Source organism: Streptomyces sp. NPDC058240, assembly GCF_042882135.1.
Classification (GTDB): Bacteria; Actinomycetota; Actinomycetes; order Streptomycetales; family Streptomycetaceae; genus Streptomyces.
This window is the reverse complement of the sequence record NZ_JBHVWT010000021.1, coordinates 57,841-74,534: the sequence shown is the minus strand read 5'-3', so window position 1 is coordinate 74,534 and position 16,694 is coordinate 57,841. Positions and strand designations below refer to the sequence as shown.

The following is a 16,694-nucleotide window of genomic DNA, read 5'->3' as shown; positions in this document are numbered from 1 at the left end:
GCTCTTCCGGGCGTGGCCGGGGCTACGGCGGGGTCAGGCGGCGAGCGCGCCGAGCAGCATGCCCAGCAGCGCGCCCGTGATCATGAACGGGCCGAACGGGATGCCGGTCTTGCGCCCGGCCCGCTTCAGGATCATCAGCCCGAACCCGTACACCGCACCGAGCAGGAATCCGGCGAAGCCTCCGGCGAACACCACGGCCCAGCCGTACCAGCCGAGGGCCATGCCCAGCGACAGCGCGAGCTTGACGTCCCCGAAGCCCATTCCGTTCGGGTTGATGAGGAAGAGCAGGAAGTAGAAGCCGCCGAGGGCGGCGCCGCCGAGCAGGGCGGACAGCCAGGACCCGGCGTGTTCGGGGAGCAGCGCGGCGGCGCCGAGGAGTACGGCGACGGCCCCGGCGGCGGGCAGTGTCAGCCGGTCGGGCAGCCGGTGGACGCGGCGGTCGATGGTCGCCAGGAGTACGGCGACGGGTGCCAGCAGCAGCCAGACGGCCAGTTCGGGGCGGAGCCCGGTGGCCGCCGCGAGGACGGCGCAGGAGAGTGCGGTGACGACGGGGACGAGGACGCCGGGGGCGTAACGCGTTGCGCGCGGCGTGCCGTCCGTCCCGTCGATCCGGTCTCCCGGCCCGTCGCCCGGGGTGGTGGGTGCCGGGGCGGTGGGTACCGGCACCGCCACGCACTGCGCGCACCGGGTGGAGCCGAGCCAGCCGCGGGCGGCCCCGGTCAGGGCGTGGCCCTCGGGGCAGGCGTCGCGCCAGGGGTCCTCCGGTTCGACGGAGAACCGGTAGGCGGCGCGCGGGACCAGCAGTCCGGCCGCTGCGCCCCAGAGTGCGGCGAGCACTGTCAGCATGGCGTCCACGGAGCCGACCCTAAGCCGGTGCCGGGCACGGGTCATGGGTCCTGGGGCCCACTGCGTACCGTTCCGGACCCAGCGGCCGTCACCTGGCGCTACCTTCATGGCCATGGCTCAATGGCGCAATGGCAAGGGCACGTTGACGGTCACCGATGCACAGGGAGGGCAGGAGGAGGAGATACCGCTGCGGATCGCGGCCTCGTACCGGGCCCGGAGTCGCGGGCTGCTCGGGCAGGACGGGATCGACGGCGCCCTGCTGATCACCCCGTGCGGGAGTGTGCACAGCTTCCGGATGCGGTTCACCATCGATGTGGCGTATCTGGACCGGAAGTTCAGGGTCGTGGCGGTCCACACGATGAAGCCCGGTCGGCTGGGCCTGCCCCGGCTGCGGGCCCGGCATGTGATCGAGGCGGAGGCCGGGGCGATGGAGAAGTGGGGAATCCGGCCGGGGGCCCGGGTGTCGATCGTCCAGAGCGAGATCGACCGGAAATGATCGGCCCGGCTGCCCTCACGTACCGGGCAGCCGGTCCGCTCTCACACGTACGCCACCTCGTTCACGCCGTCCAGGTGGGGCGGCCGCCGAGGTAGGTGGCGGAGACGGCGACCTCCTCCTGGAACTGTTCGTAGCGCTCGGCCGGTACGGCGTACGGATCCTGGGTCAGGACCGCCAGGTCGGCCCGCATCCCGGGGCGCAGCATGCCGATCTCGTCCTCCAGGTGCAGTTGCCACGCCGGGTTGGTGGTCACCGCGCGCAGCGCCTCGTCGATGGTCAGGCGCTCGGCGGTGCCGTGGACGCGGCCGCTGGCCGGGGTGCGGCGGGTGAGGGCGGTGGCGACGGAGGCGAGCGGGTCGGTGGGTGAGCACATGCCGTCGTTGTGCAGGGAGACGCGGTGTCCGGCGTCCCAGGCCGAGCGCACGGCCATCCACTGCTCGGCGACCCGGGGAGTGAACAGATCGTCCGCGAGGACATCGCCCCACCAGCGGATGTGGTCCATGAAGAGACTGACGGTGGCGCCCATGGCGGCGGCGCGGCGGTACTGGTCGGGGGTGACCGCGCCGCAGTGCTCCATGCGCGGCCGCATGGCCCGCAGCCGCTCCGGGTCGTCGGCGCCGGCCTCGGCGTACGCGTCGAGCACGGCGTCGAAGGTGACGTCGCCATGGACGTGGCAGGCCATCGGGTAGCCCTGCGCGGTGAACGCGGAGGCCAGCTCGGCGAGTTGATCGGGGCTGTAGTTCATGGGTGCGTGGGCGCAGGGGTCCAGGCCGATGCGGCGAGTGGCTTCGTTGTCCTGGAACGGGAAGCTGGTGGCGATGGTGCCCTGCCATGCGGTGCCCTCGGCCCACAGCTTCATGCCGGAGATGCCGAACAGTTCGGCAGCCGGGGCGTGTCCGGGGAAGCGCCGTTCGGGGTCGGCGGCCAGTTCGGGGGTGCCGATGAGGTACGAGCGGACGCGCAGGGCCGCCCGGGGGTGTTCGGCGGCGGCCCGCAGAGCGGCGAGCAGGCCCGGCTCGGTCGCCAGGTCGGCGGCGGTGGTGATGCCGACCCGGGCGTGCTCGGCGTACGACCATTCCAGCGCGGCGGCGAGCTTCGCCGGCTGGAGCCGGTCGCCCGCCACGACCCACATGAACGCCTCGACGGCGGCGCCCTCCTGGGCCTCGCCGGTGGGTTCGCCGTCGGAGTCGCGGACGAAGCGGGCCCCGGCCGGGTCGGGGGTGCCCCGGGTGATCCGCGCGGCGCGCAGGGCGGCGGTGTTGGCGTAGGCGGCATGGCCGCTGGCGGTGAACACCACGAGCGGGGCGTCCGGGCACAGTTCGTCGAGCAACTCCCGCGTGGGGAGCGGAAGGTCGCGCTGGAGCAGCAGATCGATCCCGTACACGGCCACGGGCTCGCCGGGCGCCGCGGCCACGGCCTCCCGTATCCGGGCGTGGACGGCCTCGCCGGTCGGCACGGTGAACGGGCGCACGTCCACCGCGGGCGGGGCGATGGCCAGGGCCATCGTCGTCGGGTGGCCGTGGGCCTCGACGAATCCCGGCAGGAGCGCCTGCCCCGCCAGGTCCACGACCCGGGTGCCGGGACCGCGCAGGGCCAGCACCTCGTCCCTCCCTCCGACAGCGGTGATCACGCCCGCCCGTGCGGCGAGGGCCTCGGCCCGGGGGTGTTCGGGGTCCATGGTGAGTACCGGACCGCCGACGAAGATCAGTTCGGGGGCTGCTTGCTTCATGGTTCTCTCCTCCTTCGTTCTGCCGTGCGCAGCGGCTATCGAGCGGTGTCGGATCCGGCCGTCAGCCACTGCGCGGCGGCCACCAGCAGCGATGTCACGCCGACTTCGACGGTCGGGTCGATGACCGGTGCGAACAGCGGCGAGTGGTTGCCGGGGATCTCCGGCGGGATTCCGTTCTCCAACAGGGCGTCGGGGTCGATGTCCTTGAACGCGGCCGGGTCGGCGCCGCCGAAATACCAGAAGACCGAGGGCACCTGGAGCGCGGTGCCGAAGACGCCGAAGTCCTCGCTGCCGGTGAGTGTGTGGGGCAGGGTGAAGACCCGCCGCTCTCCCAGGGCCCGGGTGAGCGCGGCCTGGACGGTGGCGGTGGCCTCGTGGTCGTTGACGGTCACCGGGAAGGCGTTGAAGTCCGTGATCTCGGGTTCCTTCGGGGCGCCGGAGGCGGCGGCCTCGGCGCGGACGATCCGCTTGACGGCCTCCAGGACCCGTTCCCGTACGGCGGGAGTCGTACTGCGGATGTTGATCCTGAGGTCGGCGGTGTCCGGGATGATGTTCTCCTTGGTGCCGCTGTGGATCGAGCCCACGGTCACCACCGCCTGCTGCGCCGCCCCCACTTCGCGGGAGACCACCGTCTGCAGCCGCATCACGATCGCGGCGGCCATCACGACGGGATCCACGGTCGCCTCGGGCGTCGACCCGTGCCCGCCCCGCCCGAACAGCCGCACCCGCACACTGTCGGACGCGGCCATCACCGGACCGGGCCGGGTGGCGGCGAAACCCGCGGGGACGGGCCCCACATGCTGGCCCAGGCAGACCTCGGCGCGCGGGAAGCGCTCCAGAAAGCCGTCGTCGATCATGGCCGGGGCCCCGCCGATCTCCTCGGCGGGCTGGAACACCGCGACGACGGTGCCGCGCCAGGCGTGCCGGTTGGCGGCCAGCAGTACGGTGGCGCCGAGCAGGCAGGTGACATGCATGTCGTGGCCGCAGGCGTGCATCACCGGGACCTCGTTGCCCTCCGCGTCCACCCCAGTCCGCGTGGAGGCGTACGGAAGTCCGGTCTCCTCCTTCACGGGCAGCGCGTCCATGTCGGCGCGGAGCAGCACCACCGGGCCGTCGCCCGCGGTGAGGACACCGACGACGCCGGTTCCGCCCACCCCTTCGGTGACGTCCCAGCCCTGTTCCCGCAGCCGGGCTGCGACGATTCCCGCCGTACGGACCTCCTGGAAGGAGAGTTCCGGATTGGCGTGCAGATCCTTGTACAGGTCGCGCAGGCCGGGCAGTTCGCCGTTCAGTCCGGACAGCAGCGAGGTGACCGAGGCAGTCATGAGTGCTCCATTGCGAGAGGGGTACGGCGTGCGGAGGAAGCGAGGAAGGACGTGGTGTCCTGAGGGGTGGCGACGGCCATGACCGCGGCGATGACCGCGCCCAGCACGAGGAAGGCGAAGGCGACCTGGAAGGAGAAGGTGTCGGCGAGCACACCCATGACGGGCGGGGCGACCATGCCGGCGACCTGTCCGCCGAAGACGATCACCGCGCTGCCCACTCCGGCGTGTTCGGGAGCGAGGCTGCGCAGGGGCACCGCGAAGATCGGCATGTAGCAGAGCGAAGCGGCGAAGACGGCGAGCGTCCCGAAGACGATGAAGCCGACGATCGAGGCCGAGAAGGCCATCAGGAGCAGCGCGAGCGCGGCGACCGTCATCCCGGGCACGATCACCTTCCGGTGGTGGCCCTCGAAACGGTCCGCCAGACGGCCGCCGACGATCGTGGCCGCGGCTGCCCCCAGTGCCGGAATCGCGACGAGGGCTCCGGCCGAGGTCAGGGAGATACCGCGCTCTTCGCTGAGATAGGACGGAACCCAGGTGTTGAGGCCCCACACGATGACGCAGTAGCCGAACATCATCAGCGCGAAGCGCCAGAGCACGCCCATGCGCAGCAGGTCACGGACGCCCCGGCGGTCTCGCGCCCCGGCGTCCGGCTCCGTACGGGGCAGGGGATCCGGCAGCCGCATCCGTATCGCCGCCAGGACGAGGACGCCGAGCGCCGCCGTCGAGAAGAAGGCGGACCGCCAGCCGAAGACGCTGATCAGCGGTGCGACGGCGAGCGGTGTCACCACCGCGGCGAGGGCGTTCGAGCTCATGATCAGCCCGTTGGCACCCATCCGCTCCTCGGGCATGGTCCGCTCGACCAGCACCTTCGTCCCGGCGGACGGAAAGATCCCTTCGGCCGCTCCGAAGGCGAAGCGCAGCACGAGCAGGGCGGCGAAGGACCACGCGAGGCCGGTCAGTGCCGTGAACAGGGACCAGACCAGCAGGGCCCAGCAGGTGACCCGCTTGCCGCCGAAGCGGTCGGCGAGCATGCCGCCGGGGATCTGGCAGGCCGCGTAGGCGAGGAAGAAGGCGGAGACGATCAGGCCCTGCTGTCCCCGGTTGAGGTCGAAGTCCTCACCGATGGACGGCAGTACGAGGTTGATCACGAGCCGGTCGGTGTAGTCGACCAGCCAGGCGGCGAACAGCAGCACCACCGTCGTCCTGACCGTGCGGTTCGCGGTCTCGGGGCGCGGGATTCGCGGGCGCAGAGCAGGCACGGCACTCCTCTCTACAGTGGCCGATACTGGGTGTCGGCCGGGAAGTGCCCTTACGATCCGGCCTGTGCGCGAGGGAGGACCGAAAATGCAGGAAAGCGTCGTCGGATCACCGGATGCGCCGGATTCCGACACACGGTTCTCCGAACTGGATCTCGCCCTCGTCGACGCGCTCCAGGCCGCGCCCCGTGCACCGTGGACCCGCATCGGCGGGGCGCTCGGCGTGGACGCGACGACCGCGGCCCGCCGCTGGGAGCGTCTGCGCGCCAACCGGCTGGCGTGGATCACCGCCTACGACGCACCGAAATCGGCCACGGTCGCCTATGTCGAGGTGCGTTGCCGGCCCAGCTCCCTCGAAACGGTCAGTGCCGCCCTGGCCGAACTGCCCTGGGTCTTCAGCATCGACGAGACGGCCGGGGACTTCGATCTCTTCGTGTCCGTCGTCGCCACCGACCTGCCCACGCTCGGCCGGTCGGTCCACCGCACCATCGGCGGCCTGCCGGGGCTGCGCTCCACCCGTACCCGGCTCGGGATCACGCTCTACGGCGAAGGCGGCGACTGGCGGCTCCGGGCCATGGAACCGGCGGGGCGTGCCACGCTCCCGGCTCCGCGTCCCGCACGGCAGGCCACGTACAGCACGGACATGCACGACCGGCCGTCCCCCGAGGATCAGGCGTTGATGACCGCCCTCGGCGCCAACGGGCGGCTCGGTTACACCGAGCTCGGCGCCGCGACGGGGATGAGCGAGCACGCCGCCCGGCGCCGGCTCCAGCGCCTGATCCACCACGGCGACCTCAATTTCCGCTGCGACATCGCCCACCCCCTGGCCGGTCTGTCGACCATGGTGATCTACCGGGCCGCCGTCCCGCACGCCCACCTCGAACACACCGGAAACACGCTGGCCCGCATGGAGCAGGTCCGTATGTGCGTCTCGGTCAGCGGACCGCACAACCTCCTGGTCATCGTCTGGCTCCATGGTCTGAACGCCATCGGCCCGTTCGAGATGCTGCTGGCGGAACGCTTCCCGATGCTGGAGGTCAAGGACCGCACGGTGGCGCTGCATTCCCCCAAGCGCATGGGCTGGCTCCTGGACACCCAGGGCCGCGCGACCCGTCGCATTCCGCTGGATCTGCCCCGGCCCTGATCGGGTTCACACACATGCTCGCGCCCACGGCAGACGGCAGTTTGACGACAGGGCCTAGGGCCGGAGCTTGGTGCGGGAGAGCGGCAGGGCGGGCGCGATCGACCAGAGGACCTCGGCCTCGTCCTCGCCGGGGTTGTCCCAGGCGTGCGCGGCCCGTGCGGAGAACGTCGTCGAGTCGCCGGCCTCCAGGAACCTGGGCTCGCCGTCCACGCTGAGCCGCAGCGTGCCGCGGACCAGGTAGGCGAAGACGGTCTCGGCCTCCAGGCTGTACGCGCCGCCGGAGCCGCCGCCGGGCCGCAGGATCGTCCGCATGACCTGGACGTGCCGTTCCTCGGCGGGCGTGAGGAGGAACTCCTCGATGCCGTGCCCGCCCATCTCCAGCTTGGCGCCCAGGCCGCCCTTGACGACGTCCTGGTCCGGATAGTCGAAGAGCGTGGCGATGCCGGTGCCCAGGGCCTCGCAGATGCGGATCAGGGTCGGGACGGAGACCGAGGTCTTGCCGCGCTCGGCCAGGCTGACGAACCCCTTGGTCACACCTGCCGCCTCGGCGACCTGAGCGAGTGTCAGCCCCTGTGCCAGGCGGAGCTCACGCAGTCGCGGACCGATCGTGGACATGTGGCTGTCAGGGGCTTCGGGCATGGCGGACACGCTACCTGTCGGAGACGTCACGGTCGGTGGCCGGGGGGAGACGCAGGTCAGAAGGGTCTTTACCCATCGAGTTTAGTGCTGTAAAACTTGACGAAAGTTTAATGGCACTAAACAAGACGCTCCGGCAGGCCGCTGTGCCGCCCGTCGCCGATCGTGCCGCCCTTCCCCGACCGTGCCGCACCACCCGAGGAGTAAGCCGATGAGCTCCCCGTCCTTCCAAGAGAGCACCGCGCGCACCGTGCGCGGCGTCGTCTTCCGCTCCCCGGGCCAGGAGGTGACCGTCACCGACATCACCCTGGCCCCGCCCGGCCCCGGCGAGGTCGAGGTCGCCGTGGCGGCGGCCGGTGTCTGCCACTCCGACCTCCATGTCATCCGCGGCGAGTGGGACCACCCCACCCCGGTCGTGATGGGGCACGAGGGCTCCGGCGTGGTCACCGCGCTCGGCGCGGGCGTCACCGGCCTGGCGGTCGGCGACCATGTCGTCCTGTCCTGGGTCCCGTCCTGCGGCACCTGCCGCTTCTGCGTCTCCGGGCGCCCGGCCGCGTGCAGCCTGGTCGCGGAGGTCGTGGCGCCCGGCGGGGTGCTGTACGACGGCACCAGCCGGCTCTCCATCGACGGCGAGAAGGCCCACCACTACCTGGGCGTCTCCTCGTTCGCCGAGCGCGTCGTGGTCCCCGCCTCCGGCGCGATCAAGGTGCGCGAGGACGCGCCCCTCGACGTCATCGCCCTGGTCGGCTGCGCCATCGCCACCGGTGTCGGCGCGGTCCGCAACACGGCGGGCGTCGAGGCCGGGGCCACCGTCGCCGTGATCGGCTGCGGCGGCGTGGGACTGTCCTGCGTGCAGGGTGCCAGGCTGGCGCGGGCCGGCCGCATCGTCGCCGTCGACGTCGTCCCGGAGAAGCTGGAGCTGGCCCGCCGGCTCGGCGCGACGGACGCGGTCGACGCCCGTGACGGCGATGTCGTCGAGGCCCTGCGTGCCCTGGTCCCCGAAGGCCTGGACTACGTGTTCGACGCCATCGGCAAGATCGAGACCACCGAGCAGTCCATCGCGGCGCTCGGCCAGGGCGGCGCCGCCGTCATCGTCGGCCTCCCGCCGACCGGCCGCACCGCGCGCTTCGACCCGCTCGCGCTCGCCGAGGCCGACCAGCGCATCCTCGGCTCCAACTACGGCTCGGTCGACGCCGGCCGGGACATCCCGGCCCTGGTGGACCTCGTGGTGTCGGGCGAGCTCGACGTGGAATCGATGATCTCGGCACGGCGTCCGCTGGACGAGGCGGGCGACGCACTGGCCGACCTCGCCGCCGGCCACGCCCTGCGTCAGCTGCTGATGATGGAGGACCGGACATGAGCACCGCCGGAAAGCAGACCACCGCCGGAAAGCCGGCCGACGGCCTGGCCCACCGCTCCGTCTCCACGTTCGAGGTCGGCGCGCAGAGCGTCGCGAACGTCGCGCCCAGCGCCGTCATCGCCTTCGCCCCCGCCAGCATGGCGGCGTCCGCGGGCAACGGCGCCTGGTTCTCCTTCTTCCTGGCCATGGCCGCCGTGCTCGCCATCGCGTACTGCATCTGCGTCTTCGCCCGCAGGCGCGCCGGGGTCGGTTCGCTGTACGCCTTCTCCCGGCTCTCGCTCGGGGCGCCCGGCTCGTTCGTGACCGGCTGGGCGCTGCTCATCGGTGCGGTGTGCATCGGCTCGGGCTCGCTCGCCGGTGCCGGTTACTACACGGCGCGCGCCCTCGACCAGATCGGCATCGGGCTCTTCACCGGCATCCCCGGCCAGATCCTGCTCGATGTGCTGCTGGCCGCCGTCGCGATCCGGCTGACGATCGCCAGTGTGCGGACCGCGGCGCGGGTCGCCTCCGTGCTGGAGGTCGTGTCGATCGTCCTCATCGTCGTCGTGCTGGTCCCGGCCTTCTTCAAGAGCGGGAACATCATCGACACCGAGCAGCTGAGCCTCAGCGGCTCCACCCTCGACGGTGTCGTCTTCGCCGTGGTGCTGGGTGTGCTCGGCTTCGTCGGGTTCGAGGGCGCCGCTTCACTGGGCGCCGAGGCCACCGACCCGTACAAGGCGATTCCCCGCTCGGTGATGGGCAGTGCGGTGCTGGCCGGTGTGCTGTACATGTTCGCCACCTACGCGCAGGTCGCCGGGTTCGGCGGGGCGGACGCCCTGGCGAGGAGCACCGACCCGATGGACGAACTGGCCGAGCTGTCCGGCCTCGGCTTCCTCAAGTTCTTCCTGCACGCGGGCTTCGCGGCATCGTTCGTGGCCGTGGTGATGGCCTGCATCACCGTCGCCGCCCGGCTGCTGTTCGGCATGGCGAAGGAGGGTGTGATGCCGGCCCGGCTCGGCGTCGCCCACCCCCGCCACCGGACCCCGTCCGCGGCCATCTGGACCGTCGCCCCGTTCGTCGCCCTCCCCGCGGTGCTCGTGGTCGGCGCCGGGACCGAACCGCTGAACGCGACGACGTACATCGACACCATCGGCGTCTTCGGTTACATGCTCAGCTACACCCTGGTGTGTCTGGCCGCGCCGCTGTTCGTACGGCGGATCGGGGCCCGCGGCCTGCTGATCACCTGGGGCCTGGGGCTGATCGGCGCCGCCGCGATGGTCTACGTCTTCTACCGCAACCTGTGGCCCGCTCCGGCCTGGCCGCTGAACGTGCTGCCGTACGTGTTCGTCGGCGCGCTGGTCGTCGGCATCGTCGGCTTCGCCGTGCTGCGGGTCCGCAGACCGGAGGTCGCCGAGCGCGCGGGAACGTTCGCGGACGACCTGGACTGACCCGGCCGCACCCCTCTCCCCTCCCCCGATGCCCCGCCCCGCCGCTCCTCGCGGTGGGGCGGGGCATCGCCCGTTGGGCCCGACTTTGGGGCCAAGGGCCCAGGTCACCCGGCTCGTACATCCGTACGCTCACGTCCACACCCGCATGCATAACTGCGGGCACAGGCATGGCAAGTGGGCGTCGGAGAGGAAGAACCGTGACTGGTGGCGGGGGCTGGGGAAGCGGAGGCGCGGGCCACATACCGCCGGGGAGGGGGGGTGGTGGTTCCGGCGCGAGCGGTGGCGTGTTCTTCGCCCTGACCCGCAGCTGGGCCGCCGGCGCCCTGGTCTACATCGCCGCCGGTTATCTGGTCTCGCGCGGACTCGTCGAGCTGCTGGCCACCGACGAGCGGCTGACCAGCTTCGGCTGGCGGCTGGCCCTGCTGCACGTCCCCAACGTCATCACGACCGTCCTCACGGTCCTGGCCTCCGCCCGCGTCCTGCCCGACGAGCACCGCGAGTCCCGCCTGCTGACGCTCCTCGCCTCGCTCACCGTCCCGGTGGCCGCGCTCGTCTACGGGCTCGCCGTGTCCTGGCATCTCGTGGACGTCGAGGGCACGTTGATGCCGATGGTCGCGCTGGCGACCGGCGCGGCGGCGGGGCTGGCCGTCGACCGGCTGCTGGACGACCGCGCGGACGAGCCGGAGCCCGCCCCGTACCGCCCGTACTCCTGGCGGGACGGCGGCGCCACCGCCATGGAGTACCTCGGGGTGGTCGTCCTCGTGGTCACGCTGATCGGCGCGATGGCCATGGCGGGTGTCGGCGGGCAGATCGGCGAACGCATCCGCTGCGCGATCAGCTCGATGGGCGGCGGCGGTGGCGGCTGCTCCACCGGCGGCGGGGAAACCACCGCGAAGCCGAAGACGGACGCCGACTACGAGCCCAAGATGTGCCAGGTCTCCAGCGTCTCCGACACCGTCGGCGACAAGGTCAAGATCGGCTGGTTCGAGTGGGGCAACGAGTACGGCTTCCAGCAGAAGGTCAGCCAGGCCAAGACGGACGTGAACGGGGACGGCAAGGTCGACGAGAACGACAAGCTGGTCTACATGACGTTCACGGACGCCGCCTCGGCCGGTGCCACCGCCAGCACCCCCGGCGTCAAACTCGGCAAGCTGGGCAAGGCCGATGTGGACGTCGGCGGCGGCATCAAGATCACCAACGGTGACACCTGGGTCTTCAAGAGCGAGGAGGACGCCAAGAAGATGCGGGACGACATCGAGGAAATGAAGATGTGGGAGACCTCCACCAAGTACAGCGGCGGCTACGGCGGCGGCTGGTACTCCGGGATGAAGTGGGCCGACAAGAAGAAGGACGTCGAGAGCAAGATCGGGGACAAGAAGATCTCCTACTCGACCGTCGGTCTCAACGCCTACGCGGACGGCGGACTCTCCATCAGCGCGGGCGACGAGGCCAAGCTCGGCGCGAAGCTCGGCGGCAAGGCGAAGTTCTCCCCCGAGGTGACCATCACCAAGGACGACGTCAACGGCAACGAGTCGTACACGTACACCGCCAAGCTCGACCTGGAGGGCAAGGTCGGCGGTTCGGCCGGTCCGCTGGGCGGCACGGCCTCCGCGAAGGACAGCCGGACCGGGGCGGTCACCGTCACCCGTGACCAGAAGACCGGGAAGATCGTCCGCATCGACATGACCCAGACCGTCGAGAACGGCTCGACGACCGACAAGGGCGACATCAGCGGCGACAACGGCAAGAAGGACGGCGACAAGCGCGGCGGCAAGGTCAGCGGCTCCGACTCCTCCGGCGACACCGCCATCGAGGTCAAGACGAACTCGATCGTCTTCGGCAAGGACACCGACAAGGCCACCGAGGACAAGCGGGCCATCGCCGAGCAGTGGCTGGACGGCTCCGGCAACAACACCGCCCCGTTCGAGTACATGTTCGGCGACCACTCCCTGCAGGAGAAGCCCACCGGGACCGACCCCTTCGACCAGCTGATGTACCAGGACGGCCTGTCCAGCAAGATGAACTACAACGGTCAGACGGACGCCCAGGAGTTCGGCTTCGAGGTCTCGCTCGGGATGAGTCTGGGATTCTCCATCTCCGACGAGCACAAGAAGGAGACACTGACGGACGCGCAGTTCCTCGGGGCTCCGCAGGGCGACAAGCGCTCGTACCTCCCGTACAGCTACTGCGCGAAGTAGCCCGTATGGGAAGCACCGACCACGCACGACGAAGAGGCGATAGGCGATGACGACGAAGAAGATGTACCGGGCGATCGGCGCGACCGCTGCCGCCTCCATCGGCCTCGCCCTGCTCACCGGCTGCGGCGGGGAGACCGCCGCGCTGCCGGAGGGCTGGAGCAAGCTCGACACCAAGAGCCTCTCCGTCGGCTACCCCGGGGACAAGGGCTACAAGGAACAGCCCGCGGCCGACCGGGCCAAGGCCAACGCGGCCGTCGCGCTCAAGGAGGAGGGCGGGCTGCGCACGGGCATGGTCTCCGTGCAGCTCGACTTCGCCACAGGCGTGGACAGCGCCGCCGAGGCGGCGTCCGCGGCGGGCGCGGGCATCGGTATCGGGGCAACCCGCAAGGGGACCGAGGAGGTGCGGCTCGCGGGCGCGGAGAGCGCCCGTGACGCACGCCGGATCGACTACGAGTTCACGTCGAACGGCGAGGAGCGGACCCCGGCGCAGGGCACCCGGATGACGGGGGTCGTGGTGGCGGGTGTCGATTCGAAGGATGTGCCGTTCGCGGTCCGGATCAATGCGGTGAAGGGCTCGCTGAGCCCGAAGGATCTCGACGCCTTCGTCGATTCGATCACGGTCAAGTAGCGGATCGGGAGCGCGCGTCCATGCAGATCCTGCCCGGCGGCACGGCCACGTTCCTGCTGCTGTTCGGCCTGCTCCTCGGCGCGTTCGCGATCCGTTCCGCGCTGCGTCTGAACCGGGTGCTGCGGCTGGTACGGCACGGCGAACGCGCCGAGGGGCGGTGCGCGGACCGCCGGACGGTCGACCGGGGGCCGGGCATGGAACGGAGTTACGCCACCGAGTACGTCTTCTCGTTCCGCACCCGGGACGGCCGCGACATCGAGTTCACCGACCATGCCCCGGGCCCGTTCGGCTTCGAGGTCGGGGCGCCGGTCCGGGTCAGTTACGACCCGGCGGACCCGGCGAAGAACGCCACGGTGGCCGGGCCCGGGGCGTGGGGTCCGGCGGTGATGCCCGCGGTGTTCGCGCTCGGGCTCGGGGTGTTCGCGGTGGGGCTGCTGCTGGGGTTCGCGGCGATGCGGGGCTGGCTCTGAGGCGTGTGCCTCCCCGGGGAGTGCACAGTGCGCCTCCCCCGGGGGGTGCGCGGCCCGCAGGGGTCAGAAGCGGTCCCGGTCGAACGGCACCGGGAGCTTCTCCAGCGCCCCGGCCTCCCGCAGCCTCGTGTTCGCCCCGATGATCGTCTCGATGTCCGGGGATTCCGTACCGGCACGGGTGAGGTCGATGACCAGCCCGCCGTGTGCGGTGCGGGCGTACGTTCCGGGCAGCCCCTCGGGGGCGAGGGCGGCACGGCCGGCGGAGAGGAAGACCGCACGGCCGCAGCGGGGGTCGCTGTTCGCCAGGTCGAACCGCTCGGCCACGGCCCGGTACTGGGGCCTGTCGTACACCTGCCCGGCGTCGATCTCCCAGTTCTCCGCGAGGAGGCGCAGGATCTCCGGAGCGCACCGGATCACCTCCGCGGTTTCGTCCACCTCGCGCGACCGGAAGGCGAGCGAGACGGAGTTCACCGCGTAGTGCGAGGTACTGCCCGCGTGAATCGCCATGGACACACGCGCCGCAGCAGGGTTCTGCGCCCACAGCGACGCCGTGTAGCCCACCACGTCGAGGTCGGGGCCCGTGTTCTTCCGCTCGATGTACTCCGCCAGTGCGGGGACCGAGGGCTCCAGCACGGGATCGGACGGGAGGTCGTCACCGGCCTCGTGCCACACGTCGAACGTCGGGCCGTCGATGTCCTTGAGCGCGGTGAGCGTGCCGGACCAGCGTTCGGCGACGCCCGGCACGGATTCCCCGCGAAGGCCCCAGAAGCCGTTGACCACGACGTTCAGCACGACACGTTCTCCCTCGGGCCTCAGGCCTCGGTTCGCCACCCCGTCCGGCACTCAGCCGGTCACATCACCCGGGGTGTTGATCACCTTAACCGGGATGCCCCGGTCCTCGAACATTTCTCGCGCCGCTTCGGCGACGTCCGGATCGGAGAGATGCCACTCGACCGGTTTGCCGCGTGCCGCGTCGACCTGCCGGCGCGCCTGGTCCGCCCACCGGTCGGCGACCTTCGACGTGAGCGTCCCGGTGTCGGCGTTGTAGTAGTCCTTGCCCTTGTACCCGTACTTCGCCTCCAGGTACGTGCCCCGCGAGGCGTCCCAGCCGTCGAAGTCGACCGGCTTCCCCGTGAGCTTGTCCAGCGGAACCCGGTACTCCTTCCCGCGGCCCACCTTGGAGATCTGCTCCTGGTAGCGGGCACCCATCTCGGTCGGGTAGTTCCAGACGCCGGGCTTGATCTCCTGCCAGTTGCCCGCGCCGCCGTCCTTGGCCCCGGCCGGCGGGTCCTTGAGGTCCTTGTACCAGGCCGGCTTCGGCTGATCCTGGGCGGCTTCCAGGGCCTTCCGGCGCTTGGCCGCGTCCGCGGCCTTCTTCGCCTCGTCGGCCAGCCTCTGCGCCTCGTCGGCGGCGGCCTTCTTCTCCGGGTCGACCTCGTCGCACTTCCCCATGAGGAAGCCGACGGGTACGGAGACGGGCGGGGCTGCGACGAGGCCGGTGCCCGAGCCGGACAGTCCGACGCCCGCGCCGCTGCCGTACGGGACCCGGACGCGACCGCCCATCCCGACGGTGCAGCCCTTGAGACCGGCCTGCTCGGCGGCGTCGTCGGCGTGCTGCTGCGCTTCCTTCGCGGCCTTCTCCGCGGCCGTGACATCGCCCGCCTTGGCGGCCTTCTTCGCCTTGGACGCGGCCTCTCCGGCCTTCTCGGCGACTTCGCCCAGCTTGCCGAGTTTCCCGAACTTGCCCAGCTTTCCGAACTTGCCGACGAGCTTGCCCTCGCCGTAACCCGGGATGAACAGCGAGCCGATGTTCCAGAGGCCGGTGCCGATCGCCTGGCCCTCGTTGCCGTTCTTCCACATGTCCCGGACTTCGTCGCCGATGAACATGTCGTCGAGGACCTTGCCGCCGGTACCGCCGGACGCCTTGGTCCAGTCCCAGACCGCGCCGAGGTAGTCGCCCTTGGACCACTTGTCCCCGGCACCCTTGGAGTCCTGGCTCCACTTGTCGCCGAGGCTCTTGCCGTAGTCCTTCAGGCCGTCCCACGCCTTGATGGGGTGGAAGATCGTGCCGATCGTGCCGGTGATGTCGCCCCACAGCCCGTCGCCGACCAGGCCCTTGAAGAAGCCGCCGGTCTGGTGCGCGGCGCAGGAGAAGAAGGCGCCGACGCCCGAGGTGCAGCTCTCGCCGGGCTTCTCGTCGCCACCGCCGCCGTCGTCCTGGCCGTCGCCGCCGTTCGGCTCCCCGGAGCTGTCCACGTCGTCGCCGCCGTCGTCGACCTGGGTGGCGGTGTCACCTCCGCCGGAGCTTCCGGAACCGCCCGAGCCGGATCCCGAGCCGGATCCCGAACCGGACTCCGAGCTGCCTGATGTGCCGGTTCCGCCGGCCGTGTCGGTCCCACCGGCCGCGTTGGAGCCCCCGGCCGTGTCCGACCCGCCGGAACCGGAACCGGAACCGGAACCGGAACCTGCCGGGCCCGAACCCCCGGAGTCCGTACCGCCCGTAGCCACCGATCCGCCCGAGTCCGTACCACCGGACGCGGCCGACCCTCCGGTGTCCTTGCCGTGTCCCGCCTCCACGTTGCTGCCGGGCGCGGGGCAGGCGCTCCCGGTGAGCCGGCAGATCGCGTCCTGCATCCCACCGGTCAGCTGGGCGGCGATCCCCGTGACGACCAGTCCACCGATGAGGGCCACGACCACCAGGATCATGCCGAGGTATTCCATCGCGGTCTGACCGGCGTCGTCCCGGCGCCACTTGATCATGCGCGCGATGCTGAACCGCCGGTGCGGCAACCGCTGTTCGAGGGGCAGCTCGAACCATTCGCGCGCGCTCGACCGGAACAGCAGGACGATGACGGCGACCGGCATCACCAGCTGGGTGACACCGCGCCCGCCGCCGTCCCCGCCGAGGGTCGCCAGCGCGCCGAAGGTGAGCCAGACGTGTACGGCCAGCAGGCCGCGCCAGATCCAGATGCCGCCGGTACGCACATACAGCGAGAGGACGAACGCGAACACGCTCGGCAGCGCCGCGTACAGCAGCAGCCCGAACAGCTGGCCGTCGACCTCGTTGACCGCCGATGCCACCGTCAGCACACCGATGCCGCCCACGACGGCTGCCGCGAAGAGCAGCCGTACGAGGATCAGCACCGCCTGCAACGGACGCGGCAAGGACTGCCTGCCCC

Annotated in this window: 14 protein-coding genes; 7 read left to right on the top strand and 7 right to left on the bottom strand. The window is 71.2% G+C overall.

Annotation, left to right across the window (positions count from 1 at the left end; genetic code table 11):
* Positions 1–33: 33 nt before the first annotated feature.
* Positions 34–855 (bottom strand): prepilin peptidase, encoded by an 822-nt coding sequence (locus tag ACFVX4_RS27430; RefSeq protein WP_389981785.1) that lies wholly within the window; start codon positions 853–855, stop codon positions 34–36.
* Between the two features lie 97 nt (positions 856–952).
* Here ACFVX4_RS27430 and ACFVX4_RS27425 point away from each other — a divergent pair, with 97 nt between their 5' ends.
* Positions 953–1,342: a DUF192 domain-containing protein gene (locus tag ACFVX4_RS27425; RefSeq protein ID WP_389981783.1), complete on the top strand. Its 390-nt coding sequence runs from the start codon at positions 953–955 to the stop codon at positions 1,340–1,342.
* Between the two features lie 61 nt (positions 1,343–1,403).
* Here ACFVX4_RS27425 and ACFVX4_RS27420 read toward each other — a convergent pair whose 3' ends face one another.
* The 3 genes from ACFVX4_RS27420 to ACFVX4_RS27410 are packed head-to-tail and all read right to left on the bottom strand — an operon-like array spanning position 1,404 to position 5,655.
* Complete coding sequence (locus ACFVX4_RS27420; RefSeq protein ID WP_389981781.1) at positions 1,404–3,071, bottom strand: amidohydrolase; 1,668 nt, start codon at positions 3,069–3,071, stop codon at positions 1,404–1,406.
* A 35-nt stretch (positions 3,072–3,106) separates the two neighbouring features.
* Positions 3,107–4,396: an amidohydrolase gene (locus tag ACFVX4_RS27415; RefSeq protein ID WP_389981779.1), complete on the bottom strand. Its 1,290-nt coding sequence runs from the start codon at positions 4,394–4,396 to the stop codon at positions 3,107–3,109.
* Complete coding sequence (locus ACFVX4_RS27410; protein WP_389981777.1) at positions 4,393–5,655, bottom strand: MFS transporter; 1,263 nt, start codon at positions 5,653–5,655, stop codon at positions 4,393–4,395. The genes ACFVX4_RS27415 and ACFVX4_RS27410 overlap by 4 nt, the downstream gene beginning before the upstream one ends.
* An 85-nt stretch (positions 5,656–5,740) precedes the next feature.
* On the opposite strand from ACFVX4_RS27410, the gene ACFVX4_RS27405 reads away from it, so the two are divergent.
* A complete protein-coding gene (locus ACFVX4_RS27405; protein ID WP_389981775.1) occupies positions 5,741–6,796 on the top strand; it encodes an Lrp/AsnC family transcriptional regulator in 1,056 nt (351 codons plus the stop codon).
* Between the two features lie 54 nt (positions 6,797–6,850).
* On the opposite strand, the gene ACFVX4_RS27400 is transcribed toward ACFVX4_RS27405, so the two are convergent.
* Positions 6,851–7,435 (bottom strand): helix-turn-helix domain-containing protein, encoded by a 585-nt coding sequence (locus tag ACFVX4_RS27400; protein ID WP_389981773.1) that lies wholly within the window; start codon positions 7,433–7,435, stop codon positions 6,851–6,853.
* A gap of 208 nt (positions 7,436–7,643) precedes the next feature.
* On the opposite strand from ACFVX4_RS27400, the gene ACFVX4_RS27395 reads away from it, so the two are divergent.
* From ACFVX4_RS27395 to ACFVX4_RS27375, 5 genes are all read left to right on the top strand, one after another.
* Entirely contained in the window at positions 7,644–8,792 is a 1,149-nt protein-coding gene (locus ACFVX4_RS27395; RefSeq protein WP_389981771.1) for a Zn-dependent alcohol dehydrogenase, read from the top strand.
* Positions 8,789–10,219, top strand: a complete 1,431-nt coding sequence (locus ACFVX4_RS27390; protein ID WP_389981769.1) for an APC family permease — start codon at positions 8,789–8,791, stop codon at positions 10,217–10,219. Before ACFVX4_RS27395 ends, ACFVX4_RS27390 begins: the two co-directional genes overlap by 4 nt.
* 197 nt (positions 10,220–10,416) lie before the next feature.
* Positions 10,417–12,417: a hypothetical protein gene (locus tag ACFVX4_RS27385; protein WP_389981767.1), complete on the top strand. Its 2,001-nt coding sequence runs from the start codon at positions 10,417–10,419 to the stop codon at positions 12,415–12,417.
* 46 nt (positions 12,418–12,463) lie between these two features.
* Entirely contained in the window at positions 12,464–13,045 is a 582-nt protein-coding gene (locus tag ACFVX4_RS27380; RefSeq protein WP_389981765.1) for a hypothetical protein, read from the top strand.
* Between the two features lie 20 nt (positions 13,046–13,065).
* Positions 13,066–13,515 (top strand): DUF3592 domain-containing protein, encoded by a 450-nt coding sequence (locus tag ACFVX4_RS27375; RefSeq protein WP_389981763.1) that lies wholly within the window; start codon positions 13,066–13,068, stop codon positions 13,513–13,515.
* A 63-nt stretch (positions 13,516–13,578) separates the two neighbouring features.
* On the opposite strand, the gene ACFVX4_RS27370 is transcribed toward ACFVX4_RS27375, so the two are convergent.
* Positions 13,579–14,307, bottom strand: a complete 729-nt coding sequence (locus ACFVX4_RS27370; protein WP_389981761.1) for an Imm52 family immunity protein — start codon at positions 14,305–14,307, stop codon at positions 13,579–13,581.
* 51 nt (positions 14,308–14,358) lie between these two features.
* Positions 14,359–16,680 (bottom strand): Tox-REase-5 domain-containing protein, encoded by a 2,322-nt coding sequence (locus ACFVX4_RS27365; protein ID WP_389981759.1) that lies wholly within the window; start codon positions 16,678–16,680, stop codon positions 14,359–14,361.
* Positions 16,681–16,694 lie beyond the last annotated feature (14 nt).